The following is a 21303-nucleotide window of genomic DNA, read 5'->3' as shown; positions in this document are numbered from 1 at the left end:
TCGCACGCCATGCCCATCCCCCTCTTCCAACTTCGCCTAGGCCCTTCGGGCCAAGGCTATGTATCCTTCTCCCGCACGGGGAGAAGGGTTAGTGGCTTGCCCTTCCCGGCGCACGGGACTAGGGCGCGGCCATGCTTGCCGATCTGGCCCATGTCGACACCTGGATCTTCGATCTGGACAACACGCTCTATCCGGCGAAGGCGGACCTGTTTGCGCTGATCGACGTGAAGATGGGCGAATTCATCCAGGGGTTGCTAGGCTGCGACCCGATCATCGCGCGGCAGACGCAGAAGCGCTATTTCATGGAGCATGGCACGACCCTGTCGGGGCTGATGCACCATCATGGCATCGACCCGCGCGACTTTCTCGACTATGTTCATGACATATCGATGGACCGGCTGGAGGTCGATGCGGAGCTGAATGCCCATATCGCCGCGCTGCCGGGCCGCCGCCTGATCTTCACCAATGGCGATGCGGACTATGCCGGCCGCGTGCTCGACAAGCTTGGCCTGTCCGGCCTGTTCGAACAGATCCACGACATTCATGCCTGCCAATATGTGCCCAAGCCCGATCCGTCGGGCTATGCCGAATTGTGCCGCGTCCATGATGTCGACCCGACCCGCGCCGCCTTTTTCGAGGATATGGCGCGCAATTTGCGGCCCGCCAAGGCGATCGGCATGGCGACCATCTGGGTCAATAATGGCTCCGAAGCGGGCAATCATGACCATCATCCCGATTTTATCGATTTCGAGACTGATCATCTGAGGCCGTTTCTGGCCGGCATTTTTGGGGAAAGCGCATGACCGACCTGCAAAGCATAATCGACGCCGCCTGGGAGGACCGGGCCAATGTGAGCCTGACCACGCAAGGGGCGGTGCGCGATGCTGTGAACGCGGCGCTGGCCCTGCTGGACAGCGGCAAGACGCGCGTCGCCGAGCCGACTGCCGATGGCTGGCAGGTCAACCAGTGGCTCAAGAAAGCCGTGCTGCTTTCCTTCCGCCTGAATGACAATGTGCTGATCGAAAACGGTCCCGGTGGCGGTTATTGGTGGGACAAGGTGCCGAGCAAATTTGCAGGCTGGGGCGAGGCGGAGTTCCGCGCCGCCGGTTTCCGCGCGGTGCCGGGCGCACTTGCCCGCGCGGGCGCGCATATCGCCAAGAACGCGATCCTGATGCCCAGCTTCGTCAATATCGGCGCGTTCGTGGATGAAGGCACGATGGTCGACGCCTGGGTGACGGTGGGCAGCTGCGCGCAGATCGGCAAGAATGTCCATCTGTCCGGCGGCGTCGGCATTGGCGGCGTGCTGGAACCGTTGCAGGCCGACCCGGTCATCATCGAGGATGACTGCTTCATCGGCGCGCGGTCCGAAGTGGTCGAAGGCGTGCGCATCGGCAAGGGGTCGGTCCTGTCGATGGGCGTATTCATCGGCCAGTCGACCAAGATCATCGACCGCGCGACCGGCGAAGTGTTCATGGGCGAAGTGCCGCCCTATTCGGTGATCGTGCCGGGATCGCTGCCCGGCAAGCCGCTGCCCGACGGCACGCCCGGACCCAGCCTCTATTGCGCCGTGATCGTCAAGCGGGTGGACGCCCAGACCCGGTCCAAGACCGGGATCAACGACCTGCTGCGGGATTGATCCAAATTCACCCTCCCCGTGCCGGGGAGGGTTGTTCCAGCGCCAGCAGCGCGAACGTCGCCAGCCAATGTTCCCCCATATAGTCGCCAGCGACATGGGGCAGGCTGGCGGCGATATGCCGTTCCGCCGCATCCAGCGCTGATGCCGCGACCGGATCGCCCGGTCCCAGCGCAGCGGCAATCGCGCGCCAGCACCAGCCGCGGCTGAGGTTCAGGCCATCGAGATGGGCGATCTTGCCATCGCTGCGGTCCGACACGGTCGCGGGGGTGAATAAGGTCGCCGGTTCACCCTGCGCCAGATGCGGCAGGAAGGCGTGGAACCAGTCGGCAAAATCGGCACGCGCCAGCACGCGGCTCATCAACAGCGCCTCACACAGAGCGGGCGAGAGAAATTCGTCGCCGCCCGGCTCCCATGCCTGGCAGGCGCGATCATCGCCGAACCAGTGCAGCGCCCGATCGCGGATCAGCGCCACCAGCGCGGGATCGCGCCCTTCGGCCCATTCCAGCGCCAGCGTCAGGGCAAAGGCGATGTTGAAATGGGTGCCGACGCGCGGCGGATAGGTAAGTTTGGGCAGGAAGTCGTGGAAGCGCGCGGCGAAGGCCAGCGCCAATGGTTCCAACGCCGCCGCCCAGGGCGCTTCATGCCGCGCCAGTTCGCCATGCAGGGCCAGCGCCCACGCCCAGCCATAGGGCCGTTCAAAACCCGTGGCAGTGGGCCGCGCGAGGAAGGCGAGTTCGCCCGCCACCTTGTCCGGCACCAGCATTGCGTCCGCCTGCGCCCGGATCGCGCTGGCCTGCGGCATGTCCGGGTAGAGGCGCAGCAGCCGCATCACCTGCCACCAGCCATGGACGCAGCTATGCCAGTCGAAACTGCCGTGGAAGATCGGATGATGGTCAGCCGGTTCGCGCGCATCCTGCGGCCCAGCCAGCACCAGATCCATCTTGTAAGGGTAGCGCCGTCCCAGATGGGACAGGGTCAGCGTAGCAAAACCATTGGCCATGTCGGGGGTCAGGTACGTCATGGGAAAGCCAGACAATAAATGAGCGCGATGTTGACGGCCAGCAGCGGCAAAGCCGTGCCGACCTGTTGCCTGATGACGCCATGCTTGTCTTTAAGTTCCAGCAGGGCGGCAGGGACGAGGTTGAAATTGGCCGCCATCGGCGTCAGCAGTGTCCCGCAGAAACCCGCCAACATCCCGATGGCGCAGACGATCGCGGGATCGCCGTGATAGGTGCGGATCAGCAGGGGGATGCCGATAGCGGCGGTCATCACCGGGAAAGCGGCAAAGGCGTTGCCCATGACGATGGTGAAGAGCGCCATGCCAAGGCCATAGGCGATCACCGCGCCAAGCAAACTGCCCTGCGGAATTGCCTGACTCACAAGCCCGCCGACCGCGTCACCGACCCCGGCCAGCGCAAATACCGCGCCCAGGCTGGCGAGCATCTGCGGCAGGATCGCCGCCCAGCCGACCTGATCCATCAGCCGCCGCCCCTGCTGCATCGGGACGATCGGCCCGGCGCGCAACCACAGGCAGCCAGCCATCAGGGCGATCACCACGCCCAGCGCCAGCGCAATGAGCGTCGCCTGCTTGCCATCGACCCAGGTTGGCACGCCCTTGAAGAGCAAGGTGCCGACCAAAGCGGTGGCCGGTATCACCAGCGCAATGGCGAACAGCCCGTTGCCAAAACGCCCCGCCCGTTCCTGCCGCACCCTGTCCGGCACCATGCCGCCGCCCCGGCCCAGCCCGGACGCCGCCAGCGCCACCAGCCCCAGCACCAGCACGCCATTGCCCAGATCGCCCAGCGAATCCCCGGCCCACATCGACAGCGCCAGCAGCGCCCAGAAAGCGGCCGTCCGCCGGGCGCGCAGATTGCTGGTGTCGTTGACGCCCAGCAGCGCAAAGGCGGCGAAGATCGCGCCTGCCAGCGCATAGACCCAGTGCAGCGTGATCATGGCCGTTCCGCCCGGTTCAGGCGACGGTCGAGCCGCCACAGTCTGAACCCGTGGATCAGCAAGGCGGCAATCGCGGTCGGGATGGCCCAGACCGACAGCTGGAGCGGCTCAAGGTTGATCCCATATTGTTCCAGCAGCCCCTTGATCAGCAGGATCGACCCGATCGCCAGAAATATATCCTCGCCAAAGAACAGCCCGACATTGTCGGTCGCCGCCGCCATCGCCTTGACCTGCTCCCGCTCCGCATCGTCCAGATCGCCCGACTGGCGTTCTGCGGCGGCTTCGGCGATCGGCGCGACCAGCGGGCGCACGGTCTGCGCATGGCCCGCCACCGATGTCAGCCCCACCGCCGCCAATCCCTGCCGCGCCAGCAGATAGAAGGTCAGGAAGCGCCCGACCGTCGCCCCGCGCATCCGCCCGATCAATCCGCGCGCGCGTTCCTGCAACCCATGCGCCTCCAGCAGCCCGACCACCGGCAGCACGATCCAGATGATGCTGACATAGCGCGCTTCGTTGAACGCCTTGCCAAAGGCGGCGAGGATGGCGAGCGGATCAAGCCCGGCAGCGATCCCCGTCACGACCGCCGACGCCAGGATGACGAGCAGCGGGTTGAAGCGCAGCACGAAACCCGCAACGATCACCGCGATGCCGAGCAGCACCCACATCAGTCGGGCGCCCTAATAGCCAGCCTCTATCGCCAGCCTGATCCCTTCCGCCCCGGTCCTGACGCCCAGCGCCTTGAGCATCGCGGCGCGGTGCATCTTTACCGTGCGTTCGGTCAGGCCCAGATCCCAGGCGATCTGCTTGTTGAGCTTGCCCGCCGCCATCGCGATCAGCACGTCACGCTGGCGCGACGTCAATGCAGCGATCCGCTCACGCGCGCCCGACGACCGTTCCGCGCCCGTCGCGTCCGGGGCTTCCACCGCCATTTGCGAGCCCAGAAAATAGTCCAGTTCGCCATCGACGCCAAAGATGGGCGCGACCATCACGGCGTTGCGGAACGGCGTGCCGTCCTTGCGGTAATTCAATATCTCCACCAGCACCGGTCGCCGTTCGCGCACACCAGCGCGGATCGTCTCGCTGAGCCAGGGTTCGGTATCCGGCCCGGACAGGAAGCGGCAATTGCGCCCGACAATTTCATCCCGCGTATAGCCGGTCAGCGCAATGAAGGCTTCATTGCATTCGACAATCGGATTGTCGGGCAGGCGGGGGTTGCTGATCACGGCGGCGATCGCGCTGTTGGCGATCATTTCAGACAGAGACATGGGCACTCACAGACTGGCGGGCGATCGGCGGATGCGGTGCCCCTTTGGGCATGTTGCCCCAAATGCCCCGCCTGCCGCAAGCAGGCTGCACCAGGCCCCTGATGAACGAAAGGGAAAGGCCATGAATTTTATCCCCACTGGCCTTGGCGGCTATGCTTTCGACGATGATGGCCGCCCGATCGTGCCTGAAGCCGTGCAGGACGCGGTACGAACGCTGATTCGCTGGGCCGGGGACGATCCGGACCGCGAAGGGTTGCGCGATACGCCGGCACGGGTCGGGCGGGCATGGCGCGATTATTGCACCGGCTATGAGGAAGATCCCGGCCGCCATTTGTCCCGCACGTTCGAGGAAGTCGGCGGCTATGACGAGATCGTCCTGCTGAAGGACATTCCGTTCCAGTCGCATTGCGAACATCATATGGCGCCGATCACCGGCAAGGCTTCGATCGCCTATCTGCCGCGCAACCGGGTGGTGGGCATATCGAAGCTTGCCCGCGTGCTGCACGGCTTTGCCCGGCGGTTGCAGGTGCAGGAACGGCTGACCGCCGAAGTGGCGCAAAGCATTCAGGACCATCTCCAGCCCCATGGCGTCGCGGTGGTGATAGAGGCGCAGCATGGCTGCATGACGGGCCGGGGCGTGCGTACGCCTGGCGTCGCGATGGTCACCAGCCGCCTGCTCGGCTGCTTCCTCGACGATCGCGCCAGCCGCCGCGAACTGCTTGCGCTGATGGGCTATTGACGGTGGGCTATTGAAACAGGACATCACAGGGTGACGCTGGCAATCATAGGCGCAGGCATGGCCGGGCTGGCCTGCGCCGACCGGCTGGCGGAGGATGGCATCGCCGTGCGCCTGTTCGACAAGGGGCGCGGGCCGGGCGGGCGCATGTCTACCCGCCGGGTGGAAACCGCGATCGGCACCGCCAGTTTCGATCATGGCGCCCAATATTTTACCGTGCGCGACCCGCTGTTCCGCCTTCAGGTCGATGGCTGGGCCGCAGCCGGGGTCGCTGTTCCCTGGCCTGAAGCCGGGGCCGACGCCTGGATCGGCAACCCGGCGATGAACGCGCCGATCCGCCATATGGCGGGCGCCCATCGGGTGGATTTCCTGCATCATGTCCATGGCCTGCAACGCGACGCGGCCGGTTGGTGGGTGCGGCTGGACGAGGGCATGGAGGGGCCGTTTGACGCGGCCATCGTCGCGCTGCCTTCGGAACAGGCCGCCACCATATTGGGCCTGCACGATCTGGCCATGGCGCGGGTGGCGATGACGGCGCGATCGCAACCCTGCTGGACCGCGATGATCGCCTTTACCGAACCCGTCGACCTGCCGGTCGATCATCTGACCGGCGGCGGCATCCTGTCATGGGCGGCGCGCAACAGCGCCAAGCCGGGACGCGACGGGCCGGAAGCCTGGGTCGTGCAGGCCAATGGCGCCTGGTCGGCCACCCATCTGGAAGAAAGCCCCGACACCATCGCCCCCCTGTTGCTCGATGCGCTGGGGCAGATGACCGGCGGGGCCGCGTTGCCGCCCGTGGCGTACCTTACCGCGCACCGCTGGCGCTTCGCCATGACGCGCGGCACCGACAATGGCGCGCTGTGGAACGATCATATCCGGCTGGGCGCGTGCGGCGACTGGCTACTGGGCCCGCGCGTCGAACTGGCCTGGCTGTCTGGCCGGATGCTCGGCGCGCGGGTTGCGCAGGATTTGACGCTGCCGGTTGCCCGGTCGGGCTGACGCCTTAATCCACGAAATTGCCCGGTCGGGCGAACGTCGCGATATCCTTGCGGTCGCTCGGCACCTCGCGCGCTTGCAAGGCTTCGGGCAGGGCCGACTTGTCGCCCATCCGCCCGATCGCCACCGCGGCCTCGATACGGAAACGGTCCGGCACCGCCAGTTCGGCGCGGGCGGCATCGAAATCCACGCCGCTCATCGCATGGGTGTGATAGCCCAGCCGCGTCGCCTGCAGCGCCAGCAAGGCCCAGGCCGCGCCCGCATCGAAACTGTGGCTGTGCGACGGCTTGAAATCGTCCGATCCGGGCGCGGCAGTCAGCGTGTCGGACAGGATATAGACCAGCGCGCCGGCATGCTGCACCCAGCTTTGGTTGAAGGGCAGCAGGAGGCCAAGGAACCGGCTCCAGTCGGCGCTGTCGCGATGGGCATAGAGAAAACGCCATGGCTGGTAATTGAACGCCGACGGCGCCCAGCGGGCCGCATCGAACAGCGTATCGAGATCCCCCTGCGGGATGGGCGACCTGTCAAAGGCGCGGGGCGACCAGCGTTCCAGAAACAGCGGATCGACCGCGCGGGTCACGGTACGGGGACTGGTGGCCATGGAGGTTCCTTGCGTGCAGGTGAAAGACCGCCTCCATATAGGGTGGATATTGCAGTTGCGAAGGGGTCAGCGGATCGCTTCGCAGGGCTGGCCAGGCCGATTGCCCTGATCATGCGCCCGCATGAAGGTATCGGCGTCCCGCTCCAGCAAAATCACCGTGGGTTCGCGCAAGAGCGCCCGCGCCAACCGCGCCCGCAATCGGGCAAAGCGCCCGTCCTGCCCATATCGTTCGATCATGCATCCCCCTGCCGACTCACGCAGCTTATCTATCGATCCTATAGACAAAAATCGCGCAAGCAATGCTGGGTAGCGAGACAGAAATGCTTTGGGTGGGCGGCGGCGTGGCGCGCCGGGTCCGGCACGGCAGCCGGAATCGGGTCAGGCCGATCTGGCAGGACCGGCCACCCTGAAGATTGGGGGGCACCCTGACGCGGGTGCCTGCAACAGTGTCAGCGCTGGGCCAGCTGGACGCTCGACTTGCGGCTGATGGTCAGGCCGTTGCGGGCCCATTCGCCCTTCGACTGGCACTGGGTGACGGGGATCAGCGAACCGGTCACGGTTTCGCGGAAGCAATAGCGGTCGGTCTTGGCGTCATAGGTCACCTTGGCTTTTCCAAAGCTGCCCCGTGCCTCGGCAAAAGCGGGGGTGCTGGCGGCCGAAACGGCGAGGGTGGCGGCAACAACGGCGGCGGCGAAAGCGATGGTCTTCATGATGAATGTCTCCCTGAATGATGGTTGGCGATCCGTATTGGATCATGCCAACAACATTGCAGGAGGCGTGCCAGTTTCAAAAAAACCCCAGAAAACCGTGACTTTCCGATCCAGCTTCTGAACATGGTGTGAATTTTTCACTATTGGTTGGCAATATTTGCGAACTGTCCGTAATTTTTTCGCGATCGATTCAGACGATAGTTTCCTTGGCCGCTGCAGGCGGAAAAATCACCGGCGCATCACCCTCGCGCCAGGGCGGGACGCGCAGCATCGCGGCGGCGAACAGGGGGCCATGCAGATGGATGTCGAGCCAGCGACGCAGATGGGGCAGCGGCTGCGCTTCGAACCAGGCCGGGTCGATTGCCGCAAACTGGCGAACGAAGGGGAAGATCGCCATGTCGGCCAATCCGCGCACCGCGCCGCATAGCTGCGCGCTGATGTGCAATCGACGGTCGAGCACATGCAGACAGTCCAGCGCCGCGCCGCGGTGGACCGCCGGATCGCTGCCATGGCGATCGGGATATTTGGTCCGGTCCAGATGCATCTTGAACGGGCCGTCATTGGCGGCGATCAGGCCAGCATCGTCCCGCATCAGCCATCCTTCCGGATCGGCCCGCCCCAGCGCCCAGCGCATGATGTCGATACTCTGGTCGATCACCTGCCCATCGGGCAGCACCAGCACCGGCACGGTCGCCTTGGCCGATGCCTGCCGCAACGCATCCGGCTTGTCGCGCAACACCACTTCGCGCAGCGCAACCCCCTGCCCGCTCACCAGCAAAGCCAGCCGGGCGCGCATCGCATAAGGGCAGCGGCGGAAGCTGTAGAGAATGGGAAGCGACGACATGGGAAACACCGCCCTTATCGCGCAAAAGCACCACGACAGCAATGGATCGACAGAAAACTGGCGGAGAGGCAGGGATTCGAACCCTGGGTACCGTCACCGGCACGCCGCATTTCGAGTGCGGTGCATTCGACCACTCTGCCACCTCTCCGCAGAAGGCCGGGACATGCGGCTTTTCGCACAGGAAAAGCCCGTCCCAACCGGGTCGAGCGCGGCCATTAGCGAATGAATCCCGCCTTGCCAAGCTGGCTTGTCGGTATTTTTCTTGTGTGGCGGGCGAAGGCTCCTAAATTGGACATATGAGAAACACGATTCAGATTTTCGGCACGGGCGTCAGCGCGCCGCCGATTGTCCATGCCCGCTTCAGCATTGGCGACGTCGTCAAGCATCGCATGTTTGGCTTTCGCGGCGTCGTGTTCGACATTGACCCGGTGTTCGCCAATAGCGAGGAATGGTATGACGCCATCCCCGAACATGCGCGGCCAGACAAACAGCAGCCATTCTACCATCTGCTCGCCGAAAATGGCGAATCCAGCTATGTGGCCTATGTCAGCCAGCAGAACCTGATCGCCGACGACAGTGACGAGCCGGTCGATCACCCTGCCATTACAGGTATGTTCGGTGCCTATGCGGACGGCAAATATCGCCTGCGCCACCTCCATCGCCACTAGGGCGACCGCCGCGCTGCTGCTGGCGCTCGCCGTGCCCGGCGCGGCTGGCGCGCAGGCGCAGGATCGGCCGCCCAATCCCGACCCTGCCTTTCCGTTCGCGCGGGAGATCGAGGCCTTTGCCAAGGCCAATGCCAAAAGCCCTCCGGTCGATGGCGCGACCCTGTTCCTGGGCAGTTCCAGCATCCGACTGTGGGACATAGCGGCAAGCTTTACCGACATTCCGACCGTCAATCGCGGCTTTGGCGGGGCCAGCACCCCCGACGTGTTGCGCTATTATCGCCGCCTTCTCCCGCCGATCGAACCGCGCACGATCGTCGTCTATGTCGGCGAGAATGACCTGGCTGCGGGCGCCAGCCCCGACCGGGTCACTAACGACATATTGACCCTGCTCAAGCGGCTGCGCAGCGACTATCCGCGCACGGAGATCGCCTTCCTTTCCCTGAAACCCAGCCCGATCCGCTGGACCTTATGGTCCAAAATGGCGGCGGTGAATCAGGCGATCGCCCATCGCGCCGCGAAGGAGCGCTTCACCTTCCTAGACGTCGGCAGCCTGTTATTGGCGCGTGACGGCCTGCCCGACGCCTCGCTCTTTCGCCCGGACGGACTGCATATGAACCCGCGCGGCTACCAGCGCTGGACGCGACTGGTCGACAATTGGCTCGATCACGCCACTCAAACGCCAAATGCGACAAGAAAGGCCTCCTGAGCCACCCGATTGCACTTTCCGATTGATCCATAGCCAAGCAACATTATTACAAGTCCGGGCGACAAGCGCCAAGCCAAGGGGATAAAGGGTGACAATGGAGAAGGCACAGGCCAGCGCGATGGCCGAACTGACGCTGCGCGGGGTAATCCTCGGCGCGCTCATCACGCTCATCTTCACTGCCGCCAACGTCTATCTTGGGCTCAAGATCGGGCTGACCTTCGCCACATCGATCCCCGCCGCCGTCATCTCGATGGCGGTGCTGCGCCTGTTCGCAACCGGCACGATCCTGGAAAATAATATCGTCCAGACCATCGCGTCGGCCGCAGGCACCTTGTCCGCGATCATCTTCGTGCTGCCGGGGCTGGTCATCATCGGCTGGTGGCAGGGCTTTCCCTACTGGCTTTCGGCCTGCACCATCGCCCTGGGCGGCATATTGGGCGTCATGTATTCCGTGCCGCTGCGCCGCGCGCTCGTCACCGGATCGCCCCTCCCCTATCCCGAAGGCGTCGCCGCCGCCGAAGTGCTGAAGGTTGGCGCCGGATCGCGGCTGGGCGAGGAAGAAAATAAGCGCGGCCTGTCCGCGATCCTGCTGAGCGCGCTGGCCGCCGCTGCCTTTTCCATCGTCGCCAAGACCCGGCTGCTGGCTGAGGAAGCCGCAACCTTCTTCAAATTCGGTGCAGGCGCGACATCCATGTCGACCAGCTTTTCCATGGCGCTGATCGGCGTTGGGCATCTGGTCGGCCTGTCGGTCGGCGTTGCCATGTTCGTGGGCCTGCTGATCAGCTGGGTCGGCATCGTCCCCTACCTGACAGCGCCCTTGCCCGCCGGCGCGGACCTGGCTGATCTGGTCGGCACCACCTTCCGCATGAAGGCGCGCTTCATCGGCGCAGGGACGATCGGCGTCGCCGCGATCTGGACCCTGCTCAAAATCCTTGGCCCCATCGTCAGCGGCATCCGGTCCGCCATGGTCGCCAACGCCACGCGCAAGGCGGGCAATGCCGGCCTGCTGGAACTGACCGAGCGCGACCTGCCGATCGGCATTGTCGGCGGCACAATCATTGCGTCAATGCTGCCCATCGGCGTGCTGCTGTGGATTTTTGCCCAGGGCGGCCCCATCGCGGCCAATCCCATTCCGGTGATCGCGCTGACCTTGGCCTATGTGCTGGTCGCGGGCATCGTCATCGCATCGGTCTGCGGCTATATGGCCGGGCTGATCGGCGCGTCCAACAGCCCGATTTCGGGCGTCGGCATCCTGGCCGTGCTGGGCGCGTCGCTGATGCTGGCGGCGATCTACGGCTCCGGCGGCGATCCCGATCGCGCGCAGGCGCTGGTCGCCTATGCGCTGTTCACCACCGCGATCGTGTTCGGCATCGCCACCATTTCCAACGACAATCTGCAGGATTTGAAAACCGGCCAGCTGGTCGGCGCGACCCCGTGGAAGCAGCAGATCGCACTCATCCTGGGCGTGCTGTTCGGCGCGCTCGTCATCCCGCCGGTGCTCGACCTGCTCAACAGCGCCTTCGGTTTCGCCGGGGCGCCGGGGGCCGGACCCAATGCCCTGCCGGCCCCGCAGGCCGCGCTCATTTCGGCCCTGGCCAAGGGCGTGCTCGGCGGCGATCTCGACTGGGGATTGATCGGCATCGGCGCGGGGATCGGCGCGGTCGTGGTGCTGGTGGATGAATTGCTGGGCAAGGCGGGCAAGCTGCGCCTGCCCCCGCTGGCGGTCGGCATGGGCATCTATCTGCCAATGGCGCTCACCCTGCTGATCCCGGTCGGCGCGGTGATCGGCCATCTCTACAATCGCTGGGCGCTGCGCCAGTCGCACCCGGAATTTGCCGAGCGGATGGGCGTGCTGATGGCCACGGGTTTCATCGTGGGCGAAAGCCTGTTCGGCGTCGCCTTCGCCGGGATCGTCGCGGCGACGGACAGCGATACCCCCCTCGCGCTGGTCGGCGAAAGCCACTGGGCCATTCCCCTGTCGATCCTGATCTTCGCGTCGGTGATCGGCGGCCTGTACGCCAAGTTGAGACGCTGGGCTTCCGCGCCTCTGGCCTGACGGCCTCCGTCAAGCCCTGTCCTAAAGGGAAGCGGAAACGGATCGCTATTTGTGCATTGCTGATACTTTGGGAAGACTCACTAGACGGGCGCAGCGATGATCAACGACCATAACCAGGCAGGGCCGCCGGACGTAAACCAGGTCAGTCTGGATGATGCCGAGGCGGTCGAGTATTGGACCCGCCGTTTCGGCGTATCGCGCGAGGAACTGGAGGAAGCGGTCGATACGGTGGGCGAAAGCGTCGACGCCGTCGCGGCCTATCTGAACGTCGCGCCCTGACGTGGGCCGGGATTAACCGCCTCTCGCACGAAATGGGCTGCCCCAGTCGGCTTGCGCGCGCCGTAACGTCATAAATGCAGCCTTCACGAATTTGTCACGGTTCTGGAATGACCCTGTAACATCAATCTCCCAATGCGCGCCCCAACGACAGGCGGGCGGACCAATACCGCATTGCCGCGCACAACAGGGAGTCCTATCGATGAACCACCGCGTTCGCGGCGCGAGCCGCTTTGCCATCATGCTTGCGCTCGCCAGCCCCGCTGCAGCAATTGCCGGCACAATCACGGGCACCGTGTCCGACGGCACCGGCACCCGCGCCCTGCAATCGACCCAATTGCGCATTGTCGAAACCGGCCACATTGCTGAAGCCGGACGCGACGGCAGCTACCGCTTCCCAGACATGGCGCCCGGCACCTATACCATCGAAGCGCGCTATACCGGTGCCGATCCGGTCCGCACCACGGTAGTCGTGCCTGCCAGCGGCGATGTCGATGCCGACATTCGCATCGGGTCGGACATCGATTCATCCATCATCGTTGTGGGTCAGCTGGCCAACCAGGCGTCCGCCCTGTCGCGCCAACGTGCAGCCGACGGCGTCGAAAGCGTTCTGACCCGCGACGCCATCGGCCAGTTTCCTGACCAGAATGTCGCTGAATCGCTGCGCCGCCTGCCTGGCGTCAACATCCTGAACGACCAGGGCGAAGGCCGCTTCGTATCGGTCCGTGGCCTTGACCCCGAACTCAACGCCGCATCGGTCAATGGCGCCCGCCTGCCCGCGCCCGAAAGCGACGTTCGATCGGTCGCGTTGGATGTCGTCCCATCCGAACTGATCGAATCGATCGAGGTCAAGAAGTCGCTGACGCCCGATATGGACGCCGACACGATCGGCGCGTCGATCGAAATCAACACCACCAGCGCCTTCGACCGGAAGAAGGATCTCTATTCTGCAAAGGTGGAGGGCAGTTACAACGATTATGCCAACACCGTCACGCCAAAGGGCAGCGTCGACTTTTCGACCCGACTGACCGATCGGTTCGGCATTTCAGGTGGCCTGAGCTATTATAAGCGCCGGTTTGAAACCGATAATATCGAGGCGGCCGACTGGACCAGCAGCGACGATGGTATCGACTATGCCGAAACGCTGGAATATCGCGACTATGACGTGGCCCGCAAGCGGATCGGCGCCACGCTCAACATGGACTGGATGCCCAGCGACACCACGAAATTGTACGCGCGCGGTATCTACAATCAGTTTGACGACCATGAATATCGCCGCCGCCTGACCTTCGTTCTGGACGAGCAGCCTGCATCAGGTGGTGCCGACAGCGCAAACTTCACCGATGAGGACGGTCGCATCGAAGTGCGCCGGGATCTTAAAGACCGGTTCGAACGGCAACGCATCAAGTCGCTGGTTTTGGGCGGCACCACGGAAACCGGGCCGTGGAAGCTGATCTATTCGGGCAGCTGGTCGGAATCGAGCGAAAAGGAAGCCGGATCGATCGATCCGATCCGCTGGCGCGCCCGTTTCGACGGAGATGGCGTGGACGTGAATTTCAACTATGCCGACCCGCGCATCCCGACATTCGACGTGACCAGCGGCGCTGATCTGTTCAACGACCCGTCAGAATATGCATTCAACCGCGTCGAGCAGACAATCCTGTCCGATTCTCGCGACCGCGAATATGCGATCAAGGGCGATATTGCCCGCGCCTTCGCAACGGATAGCGGCACCTTCACCGTCCAGGCAGGCATGAAGGCGCGCTGGCGCAAGAAAAGCTATGACTTCAACATGAACTATTATGACAAATCCAATCTCGATCTGGCGGATGTATTGGGTGACCAGACCTATCGTCTGGCCAATATCGGTCCGGTCCCGGCCAAGGGCGCAGCGAGCGATTATTTCTATGCTAATCAGAGCGCGTTCCGGCTGGACCCCGTCGCCAGCGAATATGAGTCCGCCGCTGCCGACTATGACGCGAAGGAAGATGTGCTGGCCACATATCTGATGGGGCGTTGGGACAGTGAGACGCTGCGTCTGATCGGCGGCGTACGCATGGAACAGACCCGCAATGTCCTGCGTGGGAATCTGGTCGATACCGATGGCGATGAAAACAGCATAACGCCCAACATCTTCACCAAACATTATACCGACTGGCTGCCCAGCCTGACTGCGCGCCTGGAACCGTCGCAGGGGCTCGTTTTCCGTGCCGCGGGCTATAAGAGCCTGGTCCGTCCGAAGCTGTCGCAACTCGCGCCGCGTTTCCTGCGGGACGAGGATGGCGCAGCCGAATTCGGCAACCCGGATCTCAAGCCATTCCGCGCGTGGAACCTGGATGCGTCGGCTGAATGGTATTTCAGCCGCAATGGTGCGCTGACCGCTGGCCTGTTCTGGAAATCGATCAAAAACTATACCGCGCAGATTCGCGACTTTGACAATGGCAGCTATAACGGCGCTGCCTATAGCGAAGCGTCCTACTTCGTGAATGGCGACACCGCCAAGGTGAAGGGCGTCGAACTGTCCTTCAGCCAGGTGTTGAACTTCCTGCCTTCGCCGCTTGACGGACTGCTGGTGAACCTCAATTACAGCTATACCGACGCCAAGGCGAAGATCACCAGCTATGATGGTGACGATAATGCCTATCTGCGCACCATCGGCCTGCCCAACGCATCGAAGCACACCGCCAACGCCGTGCTGGGCTATGAAAAGGGTCCCCTCTCGCTGCGCGCAGCCGGCACCTATCGCAGCAAATATCTAGACGAGGTCGGCGACGCGCCCGACACGGACCGGATCGTCGACAATCATTTCCAGCTCGACCTGTCAGCCAAATATAAGGTTCTGCCGGGCGTGCGCCTGTTCGCAGACTGGGTGAACGTCAACAACGCCAAATATTTTGCCTATCAAAACTTCAACGGCAACAAGCGTCTGCTGCAATTTGAAGAATATAACTGGACCGTGAAGTTCGGCATGGCGGTGAATTTCTGATGAAAGCGATCGTCTCCGCCCTGCCCTTGCTCGCCCTCGCCGCCTGCGCGACGACGGGCGAACGGGAAGTCCCGGTGTCGGTTCGCATCGCCAATGCCACGCCCGCCGTTTCCGTGACTGCACGCGGCGAGACTGCGCCGGTCGGCACGACCAATGCCGATGCGGCGGACGATCCCGCGATCTGGCGCAATGCCGCTGATCCTGCCGCCAGCCTGATCGTGGGCACGGACAAGAAGGCGGGCCTTTATGTCTATGGTCTGGACGGCAAGGTGCGCGACTTTCTGGATGCGGGCCGGGTCAATAATGTCGATCTGAAGGATGGAGTGATGATCAACGGCCAGCGCGGCATTCTGGTCGCCGCTAGCGACCGCAGCGCTGTTGCCAATGCCAAGATCGCGCTCTTCCGGCTCGATCCCGCCACCGCCAAGCTGACCGCGTTGGGCAAGGTCGATGGCGGCGCGGGCGAAGCCTATGGCATCTGCATGGGGTCCGACGCTGACGGGCTTTACGCCTTCATCGTGCTGAAGGACGGGACGATCAATCAGGTCGCGCTCGACATGTCCGGCGCAGCGCCGATGGGTCGCATCGTCCGCACGCTCAAACTGGGTACGCAATCGGAAGGCTGCGCCGTCGATGACCGCACGGCACGCCTTTATGTCGCGGAGGAAGATGTCGGCCTGTGGCGTTTCGATGCGCGCGCGACCGGCCCGGCCACGCCAGTGCTGATCGCGGCGGCGGACGGCAAGAATCTGGTCATGGATGCCGAAGGCGTCGCCATCGCGCCCATGGGTGAGAAGGACGGCTATGTCCTCGTTTCCAGCCAGGGCGACAATGCCTATGTCGCCTATCGCCTGTCCGACGACGCCTATGTCGGCCGTTTCCGCGTGGTCGATGGCGCGATTGGCGGATCGGAAGAAACCGACGGCATTGAGCTGATGCTGGGCGATTTCGGCCCGCAATTCCCCGGCGGGCTGTTCGTGGCGCAGGACGGCCACAACGCGGCAGCGGCGCAGAATTTCAAACTGGTGGCGTGGGACGATATCGTGAAGGCGCTGGGGCTGTAATGCCCCTCCCTTCAGGGAGGGGTTAGGGGAGGGGCTGTACACGCCCTCCCCCGACCCCTCCCGCAAGCGGGAGGGGAGCGATCAACTTTTACTTTTGCCCCGCGAACCAGGCCGCCAGCGGCGCCTTCAGCCGATTGCGCGTTTCGATCCGCGTCTTGATCGCGGCGATGGACCGATCCACCACCTTGCGCGATTCGGGCGTCAGATATTGGGTCGCATAGGCGTCCAGCTTGGTCGCCATCGCCGGGTCGGCCGATCCGCCGCCGAGTCGTGCGAGGGCCTGGCTGCGCGCCGATACGTCGATCAGCGCCTCATATTGCGCCCGGTGCGCCAGCACATAATCGACCGCCAGCATCGGATGTTCAGCGCCGACCTGCGCGATGATCGCCGCACTGGTCGTCTTGCCCGGCTCATCGGTCAGCGCCAGATCGAGCGCCTGCTGACCCAGCTTCTCATCCTTGGCCGCGCCCAAAAGCGCGAACAGGCTGCTCTTTTCCAGATCGGTCTTGGCACCCTTGGCCATTGCGCGCAGCTTGTCCCAGGTTGCCTGGTCCGCATTCTTCGCGATGATCGCCAGCCACACATTGCGCAGCGGCCCGTCGAGCGCGGCGGGATCGCTCGCCAGCGCGGCAAAGCGACGGTTGGCTTCGGCGACCACCGCCTTGTCACCCATATCGCCCAGCGTGGATACCAGTGCCGATCGCAGCACCGGCACCTGCGCGCCTTCGCCCGCCTTCGCATCATAGCCGATGGCCGTGAGCGCCGGGGTCAGCTTGGCCGACGTATAGGCCGCGACCCGGCCCTGCGCCGCCTTGTCGCTTTCCAGCATGGCATAGGCACTGTCGAGATAGCCCGGCACCTCCGCCAGTACGGCGGGGCTGGCGGTCATCGGCACCGCGTCGATCAGGTCCAGTGCAAGCCCGATCGGCTGATAACCGGCCAGCCCCAGCTGGAAATTATCCGCCAGCAATCCGGTCTGGTCGATCGAGGCCAGCTTGGTGAAATCCTTGGCCAGCGCCTGCACATTGGCGGCGGGATAGAGCGAGCGATAATAGCCCGTCTGCCCCGCATTGACGATATAGGCGCCGCAACCGGGCAGCGTCATCTGTCCCTTGCCCTGCAGGATCAACCGCTGCGGCGCGCCGCCGATCGTCTGCGCCATCACCGGCACATTCCATTTGAGCGGCGCCTTGCCCTTGGCGTCGCGGCTATATTCGCCCTGGCTCAGGCTCAGCACCGTCTGCCCGCCCTGGCATTGCGCGCTTTCGACCGTCACCAGCGGGATGCCCGGCTGGCTGGTGAAATCATGGGCGATCGCGACCAGACCCTTGGCGCCCGCACCCTCGACTGCCTTCCACAGGTCATCGGTCACGGTGTTGCCATAGGCGTGCGCCTTCATATAGCTGCGTATGCCATTCTTCCACACATCCTCGCCGGCAAAGCCCTCCAGCATGGTGATGACCGCCTCACCCTTCTGGTAGGTGATAGCGTCGAACGCCTGATTGACCTGATCGACCGTGGTGATTTTCTGCACGACCGGATGGGTGGTCGCGAGCGAATCGAGGCTCATCGCCGCCTCGCGCCCGTCCACGCGGGTCAGCAGCATTTCCCAGTCGGGTTGCAGCTTGTCGGTCACCTTGGTCGCCATCCAGCTGGCGAAACCCTCGTTCAGCCAGAGATCGTCCCACCAGGCCATGGTGACCAGATCGCCGAACCATTGATGCGCCATTTCATGCGCGACGGTTTCGTAGATACGCCGCTTGGTCGCTTCGGATGTGAAGCGCGGATCGACCAGCAGCGCGCGTTCGAAGGTGAAGATGGCGCCCCAATTTTCCATCGCGCTGAAAAACTGGCTCTGGCCCGGCCCGGCAACATTGTCGAGCTTGGGCAGCGGATAGGGCACGCCGAAATAATCGTTGAAATAGGGCAGGATATTGACCGACGCGTCCAGTGCCAACGTCGCCTTGCCACTGTTGCCCTTGCCCGTGATCACGCCCACTTCGGTCGCGCCCGACATCTTGGTCGCCCGCTCCAGTTCGCCAAGGCCGAAGAAGAGCAGATAGGAGGACATTTTAGGGCTGGTGCCGAACGTCACCTGGGTCTTGCCGCCGCCCAGATCCTTGGTGGTTTTCACCGGCATGTTGCCGACCGCCAGTTCGCCGGTCGGAATGATCGCGCTCAGATCGAACGTCGCCTTGTAGCTTGGCTCGTCCCAGCTCGGCACGAAACGACGCGCATCGGGCGCCTCGAACTGGGTGAACAGGGCGCGCTTCGCCTGGCCTTCATTATTGGTATAGTCGAGCGCGAACAGCCCGTTCGCCTGCGTGTTGATGACACCGGCATAGGTGATCGCCAGCTTATATTGGCCCGGCGCCAGCGGCTTGCCGAAATCCAGCGTCACGGTCTGCGCCCCGGCATCCACCTTGGCGCTGCCCTTCATCGCCTTGCCCTTTGCCGGGGTCAGCATGACGTCGCCAATGCTGAGGTCAGCGGCGTTCAGCACCAGGGTGGGCATCGCCTTGCTGACTGTGACGTCGATCATCACCTTGCCGGTGAAGGAGAGGTTCGCCGCATCGGGCGTCACTTCAATGGCATAATGGGTCGGCGCAGCGCCGCGCGGCAATTGGGTGGTGATCCCGGCAGCGGGACCGGCGGCGGTACCGGCCGACGAACCAGATTGCGCCAGCGCGGGCGTGGCAAGGGCGATGGGTGCGGCCGCGATCAGCAGCGGCAGGATTTTGGCAAGCGACATAGGATTTCAGACTCCGACACGTCAGACAGGCTTGGGTCCGATCGGACCGGCACCGTGATGAAACGCGGGATAGCCCGTTTCGCTGCATCGGTCACGCGATGACATGGCGTCGCGATGTCGCTGGTCGAACATTGTTGTGCGTTCGTCAAACAGTAGGAGGTGCATAGCGCCACCCTCCGTTCGCCCTGAGCCTGTCGAAGGGCCGCAGAGCGACGAGGCTTCGACAGGTTCAGCCCGAACAGATCTGGTTCTTCATCCCCGCCCGCGATAGCCGGGCACATCCTGCGCGGGCAGCCACAAATCCTGCGGCGGCGCGCCCGATTGCCAGAACACATCGATGGGGATGCCCCCGCGCGGATACCAATATCCGCCGATACGCAGCCAGACCGGCTTCATCTCCGTAAACAGCCGTTCGCCGATGCCCACCGTGCAATCCTCGTGAAAGGCGGCATGATTGCGGAATGAACCCAGAAACAGCTTGAGCGATTTGGATTCGACGATCGTGTCGCCGGGCGCATAATCGATCACCAGATGCGCGAAATCGGGCTGGCCCGTCACGGGGCAGAGCGATGTGAATTCCGGCGCGGCAAAGCGGACCAGATAATTGCGGCCGGGGCGCGGATTGGGGACATAATCCAGCACCGCCTCTTCCGGGCGGGCGGGCAGGGCGCTGGTCTGGCCCAGATGGAGCGGGGTCATGGCAGGGTCGGTCATGGCGCTGCCCTACGCGATTGCACGGCTGGTGTCATCGGCTTCTCATTGTTCACTTGCGGTTCAGCCGCGCTTGTGCCTTGGCTCGGCCCATGGGGTATCATCGTTCGTTCCTGTTCGCCGCGCCGTTGCTGCTTGCGCTGCCTGTTCATGCCCAGCAGGCGGAGGACGCCGCGCCGGTCTTTACCTTGCCCCCCACCAGCGCGCCGCAACCGGCCAATCCCAACCGGCAGGGACCGGAACTCGACGTGTTCCGCGCACCCGCGACAACAGCGGCCCCGCCGCCGGTCGTAGCGCCGACGATCACGCCGACGCCCGCGCCCGCGCCACAAGTCCCCGCTCAACGGGCCGCGCCACCGCCTGCCCGCCCGTCCCGCGCTACCCCGGAACAGACAGCGCCCCGTGCGGCAGCGGAACGCGCAACGCCTGAAGCTGAAAGCAGGTCCGCCGCCACTCCAGCGCCGGAACGAACCCAAGACCCAGCGCCGGAATCAACGCCCGCGCCGCAGCCTGCCCCGACGCCCGCCGCCAGTGCGCCAGAAGAAGCACCGCCGCCGCCCGCGAACGCGAACACCACGCCCTGGCCGTGGATCATCGGCGGTGCGCTCTTGCTGCTGGCGCTCGCCGCCTTCATCCTGCTGCACCGCCGTCGCCCGACTGCACCGGATGCGGCAGAGGTGGAGATTGCGACACCCGCCCCTGTTCCGGCTCCCGCCCCGCCCAAAGCCGCGCCTGCACCAAAGCCCGCGCCGACGCCCGAACGGGCACCCGAACCTACACCCGCCGCCGCGACACCCGACGCACCTGATCGCCCATGGCTGGACATGGCGCTGGACCTCAGCCTCGCGCGCTATTCGCTGGTCGGCATGACCGTGGGCTATACGCTATTGCTTCACAATCGGGGCGATACGCCCGCGCAGGACGTGCTGGTGCGCGGGATCATCGGCAATGCAGGGGCGGAGCAGCAGGCGCTGCTCCAGTCCTTCTTCGCCCAGCAAAGCGGCCTGCCGCTCCATTCCGCCATGGCGATCGTGCCGGGCGAAACCCGGCGGCTGACCGGCGAGTTGCGGCTGATGCCCGACGAGATCGTGCCGGTGACGATGGGCCAGCGCAGCCTGCTGATCCCGCTCGCCGCCTTCGACGCCAGCTATCACTGGGGACCGGATGGGGGCGAGCCGCAAGGGCATGGCCGCACCGCCCGCGCCTTCATATTGGGTCAGGAGCAGGAGCCACCCGCCGACCGGCTTGCCCCGTTCCGCCTCGATCAGGGACCACGCCAATATCGCCGCCCCGCCACCCGCGCCGCAGGAGAACTGGTCCCGTCCTGATCCCCCTTTCCAGCC

Annotated in this window: 21 protein-coding genes and 1 tRNA gene; 11 read left to right on the top strand and 11 right to left on the bottom strand. The window is 64.4% G+C overall.

Annotated features, from left to right (window positions below):
* The first annotated feature begins 131 nt into the window (after positions 1-131).
* Positions 132-803: a pyrimidine 5'-nucleotidase gene (locus IWY39_RS12465; protein ID WP_107123423.1), complete on the top strand. Its 672-nt coding sequence runs from the start codon at positions 132-134 to the stop codon at positions 801-803.
* Positions 800-1636: a 2,3,4,5-tetrahydropyridine-2,6-dicarboxylate N-succinyltransferase gene (dapD, locus tag IWY39_RS12460; protein WP_107123424.1), complete on the top strand. Its 837-nt coding sequence runs from the start codon at positions 800-802 to the stop codon at positions 1634-1636. The genes IWY39_RS12465 and dapD overlap by 4 nt, the downstream gene beginning before the upstream one ends.
* Positions 1637-1643: 7 nt before the next feature.
* On the opposite strand, the gene IWY39_RS12455 is transcribed toward dapD, so the two are convergent.
* The 4 genes from IWY39_RS12455 to IWY39_RS12440 are packed head-to-tail and all read right to left on the bottom strand — an operon-like array spanning position 1644 to position 4854.
* Positions 1644-2657, bottom strand: coding sequence for a DUF2891 domain-containing protein (locus IWY39_RS12455; protein ID WP_107123425.1), 1014 nt, complete (start codon positions 2655-2657; stop codon positions 1644-1646).
* Positions 2654-3589, bottom strand: a complete 936-nt coding sequence (locus IWY39_RS12450; protein WP_107123546.1) for a DUF979 domain-containing protein — start codon at positions 3587-3589, stop codon at positions 2654-2656. Before IWY39_RS12450 ends, IWY39_RS12455 begins: the two co-directional genes overlap by 4 nt.
* Positions 3586-4254 (bottom strand): DUF969 domain-containing protein, encoded by a 669-nt coding sequence (locus IWY39_RS12445; protein WP_107123426.1) that lies wholly within the window; start codon positions 4252-4254, stop codon positions 3586-3588. The genes IWY39_RS12450 and IWY39_RS12445 overlap by 4 nt, the downstream gene beginning before the upstream one ends.
* A 12-nt stretch (positions 4255-4266) precedes the next feature.
* Complete coding sequence (locus IWY39_RS12440; RefSeq protein WP_181316563.1) at positions 4267-4854, bottom strand: PAS domain-containing protein; 588 nt, start codon at positions 4852-4854, stop codon at positions 4267-4269.
* A gap of 121 nt (positions 4855-4975) precedes the next feature.
* On the opposite strand from IWY39_RS12440, the gene folE reads away from it, so the two are divergent.
* Positions 4976-5593 carry a GTP cyclohydrolase I FolE gene (gene folE / locus IWY39_RS12435; protein WP_107123428.1) on the top strand — a complete coding sequence of 206 codons (618 nt, stop codon included), beginning with the start codon at positions 4976-4978 and terminating at the stop codon, positions 5591-5593.
* Positions 5594-5623: 30 nt separating this feature from the next.
* Positions 5624-6589, top strand: coding sequence for an NAD(P)/FAD-dependent oxidoreductase (locus IWY39_RS12430; protein ID WP_181316565.1), 966 nt, complete (start codon positions 5624-5626; stop codon positions 6587-6589).
* 4 nt (positions 6590-6593) lie between these two features.
* On the opposite strand, the gene IWY39_RS12425 is transcribed toward IWY39_RS12430, so the two are convergent.
* The 5 genes from IWY39_RS12425 to IWY39_RS12405 all read right to left on the bottom strand — a co-directional run bounded on the left by IWY39_RS12425 (position 6594) and on the right by IWY39_RS12405 (position 8889).
* Entirely contained in the window at positions 6594-7187 is a 594-nt protein-coding gene (locus tag IWY39_RS12425) for a nitroreductase family protein (protein WP_107123429.1), read from the bottom strand.
* A gap of 66 nt (positions 7188-7253) precedes the next feature.
* Positions 7254-7424 (bottom strand): hypothetical protein, encoded by a 171-nt coding sequence (locus IWY39_RS12420; protein ID WP_017181674.1) that lies wholly within the window; start codon positions 7422-7424, stop codon positions 7254-7256.
* A 212-nt stretch (positions 7425-7636) separates the two neighbouring features.
* On the bottom strand, positions 7637-7897 hold the full coding sequence (locus tag IWY39_RS12415) for a hypothetical protein (RefSeq protein WP_017181675.1): 261 nt from the start codon (positions 7895-7897) through the stop codon (positions 7637-7639).
* Positions 7898-8087: 190 nt separating this feature from the next.
* Positions 8088-8741 (bottom strand): glutathione S-transferase, encoded by a 654-nt coding sequence (locus IWY39_RS12410; RefSeq protein WP_107123430.1) that lies wholly within the window; start codon positions 8739-8741, stop codon positions 8088-8090.
* Positions 8742-8799: 58 nt separating this feature from the next.
* Positions 8800-8889, bottom strand: a tRNA-Ser gene (locus IWY39_RS12405).
* A gap of 148 nt (positions 8890-9037) precedes the next feature.
* On the opposite strand from IWY39_RS12405, the gene hspQ reads away from it, so the two are divergent.
* From hspQ to IWY39_RS12375, 6 genes are all read left to right on the top strand, one after another.
* A complete protein-coding gene (gene hspQ, locus IWY39_RS12400) occupies positions 9038-9409 on the top strand; it encodes a heat shock protein HspQ (protein WP_019051949.1) in 372 nt (123 codons plus the stop codon).
* Entirely contained in the window at positions 9366-10115 is a 750-nt protein-coding gene (locus IWY39_RS12395; protein ID WP_107123437.1) for a GDSL-type esterase/lipase family protein, read from the top strand. The genes hspQ and IWY39_RS12395 overlap by 44 nt, the downstream gene beginning before the upstream one ends.
* A 94-nt stretch (positions 10116-10209) precedes the next feature.
* Complete coding sequence (locus tag IWY39_RS12390; RefSeq protein ID WP_231377672.1) at positions 10210-12171, top strand: OPT family oligopeptide transporter; 1962 nt, start codon at positions 10210-10212, stop codon at positions 12169-12171.
* Between the two features lie 96 nt (positions 12172-12267).
* Entirely contained in the window at positions 12268-12450 is a 183-nt protein-coding gene (locus tag IWY39_RS12385; RefSeq protein ID WP_107123438.1) for a DUF3606 domain-containing protein, read from the top strand.
* A 199-nt stretch (positions 12451-12649) separates the two neighbouring features.
* Positions 12650-15433, top strand: a complete 2784-nt coding sequence (locus IWY39_RS12380; RefSeq protein WP_107123439.1) for a TonB-dependent receptor — start codon at positions 12650-12652, stop codon at positions 15431-15433.
* Positions 15433-16497 carry a phytase gene (locus IWY39_RS12375; protein WP_107123440.1) on the top strand — a complete coding sequence of 355 codons (1065 nt, stop codon included), beginning with the start codon at positions 15433-15435 and terminating at the stop codon, positions 16495-16497. Before IWY39_RS12380 ends, IWY39_RS12375 begins: the two co-directional genes overlap by 1 nt.
* A gap of 88 nt (positions 16498-16585) precedes the next feature.
* Here the strand turns inward: IWY39_RS12375 and IWY39_RS12370 are convergent, their stop codons facing one another.
* Together IWY39_RS12370 and queF are read right to left on the bottom strand one after the other, a co-directional pair.
* Positions 16586-19249 carry a M1 family metallopeptidase gene (locus IWY39_RS12370; RefSeq protein ID WP_107123441.1) on the bottom strand — a complete coding sequence of 888 codons (2664 nt, stop codon included), beginning with the start codon at positions 19247-19249 and terminating at the stop codon, positions 16586-16588.
* Between the two features lie 252 nt (positions 19250-19501).
* Complete coding sequence (gene queF / locus IWY39_RS12365) at positions 19502-19963, bottom strand: preQ(1) synthase (RefSeq protein ID WP_107123442.1); 462 nt, start codon at positions 19961-19963, stop codon at positions 19502-19504.
* A gap of 89 nt (positions 19964-20052) precedes the next feature.
* On the opposite strand from queF, the gene IWY39_RS12360 reads away from it, so the two are divergent.
* Positions 20053-21288 carry a hypothetical protein gene (locus IWY39_RS12360; RefSeq protein ID WP_107123443.1) on the top strand — a complete coding sequence of 412 codons (1236 nt, stop codon included), beginning with the start codon at positions 20053-20055 and terminating at the stop codon, positions 21286-21288.
* The last annotated feature ends 15 nt before the right edge of the window (positions 21289-21303 follow it).

This window comes from Sphingobium sp. JAI105 (genome assembly GCF_015752145.1).
GTDB classification, from domain to species: domain Bacteria; phylum Pseudomonadota; class Alphaproteobacteria; order Sphingomonadales; family Sphingomonadaceae; genus Sphingobium; species Sphingobium xenophagum.
The sequence above is the reverse complement of the archived record's forward strand: the minus strand, read 5'-3'. Positions and strand labels throughout refer to the sequence as shown.

Coding starts and splice junctions, on each gene's coding strand:
- IWY39_RS12465 (WP_107123423.1), top strand. CDS start 132: ATGCTTGCCGATCTGGCCCATGTCGACACCTGGATCTTCGATCTGGAC.
- dapD (WP_107123424.1), top strand. CDS start 800: ATGACCGACCTGCAAAGCATAATCGACGCCGCCTGGGAGGACCGGGCC.
- IWY39_RS12455 (WP_107123425.1), bottom strand. CDS start 2,657: ATGACGTACCTGACCCCCGACATGGCCAATGGTTTTGCTACGCTGACC.
- IWY39_RS12450 (WP_107123546.1), bottom strand. CDS start 3,589: ATGATCACGCTGCACTGGGTCTATGCGCTGGCAGGCGCGATCTTCGCC.
- IWY39_RS12445 (WP_107123426.1), bottom strand. CDS start 4,254: ATGTGGGTGCTGCTCGGCATCGCGGTGATCGTTGCGGGTTTCGTGCTG.
- IWY39_RS12440 (WP_181316563.1), bottom strand. CDS start 4,854: ATGTCTCTGTCTGAAATGATCGCCAACAGCGCGATCGCCGCCGTGATC.
- folE (WP_107123428.1), top strand. CDS start 4,976: ATGAATTTTATCCCCACTGGCCTTGGCGGCTATGCTTTCGACGATGAT.
- IWY39_RS12425 (WP_107123429.1), bottom strand. CDS start 7,187: ATGGCCACCAGTCCCCGTACCGTGACCCGCGCGGTCGATCCGCTGTTT.
- IWY39_RS12420 (WP_017181674.1), bottom strand. CDS start 7,424: ATGATCGAACGATATGGGCAGGACGGGCGCTTTGCCCGATTGCGGGCG.
- IWY39_RS12415 (WP_017181675.1), bottom strand. CDS start 7,897: ATGAAGACCATCGCTTTCGCCGCCGCCGTTGTTGCCGCCACCCTCGCC.
- IWY39_RS12410 (WP_107123430.1), bottom strand. CDS start 8,741: ATGTCGTCGCTTCCCATTCTCTACAGCTTCCGCCGCTGCCCTTATGCG.
- hspQ (WP_019051949.1), top strand. CDS start 9,038: ATGAGAAACACGATTCAGATTTTCGGCACGGGCGTCAGCGCGCCGCCG.
- IWY39_RS12395 (WP_107123437.1), top strand. CDS start 9,366: ATGCGGACGGCAAATATCGCCTGCGCCACCTCCATCGCCACTAGGGCG.
- IWY39_RS12390 (WP_231377672.1), top strand. CDS start 10,210: ATGGAGAAGGCACAGGCCAGCGCGATGGCCGAACTGACGCTGCGCGGG.
- IWY39_RS12385 (WP_107123438.1), top strand. CDS start 12,268: ATGATCAACGACCATAACCAGGCAGGGCCGCCGGACGTAAACCAGGTC.
- IWY39_RS12380 (WP_107123439.1), top strand. CDS start 12,650: ATGAACCACCGCGTTCGCGGCGCGAGCCGCTTTGCCATCATGCTTGCG.
- IWY39_RS12375 (WP_107123440.1), top strand. CDS start 15,433: ATGAAAGCGATCGTCTCCGCCCTGCCCTTGCTCGCCCTCGCCGCCTGC.
- IWY39_RS12370 (WP_107123441.1), bottom strand. CDS start 19,249: ATGTCGCTTGCCAAAATCCTGCCGCTGCTGATCGCGGCCGCACCCATC.
- queF (WP_107123442.1), bottom strand. CDS start 19,963: ATGACCGACCCTGCCATGACCCCGCTCCATCTGGGCCAGACCAGCGCC.
- IWY39_RS12360 (WP_107123443.1), top strand. CDS start 20,053: ATGGGGTATCATCGTTCGTTCCTGTTCGCCGCGCCGTTGCTGCTTGCG.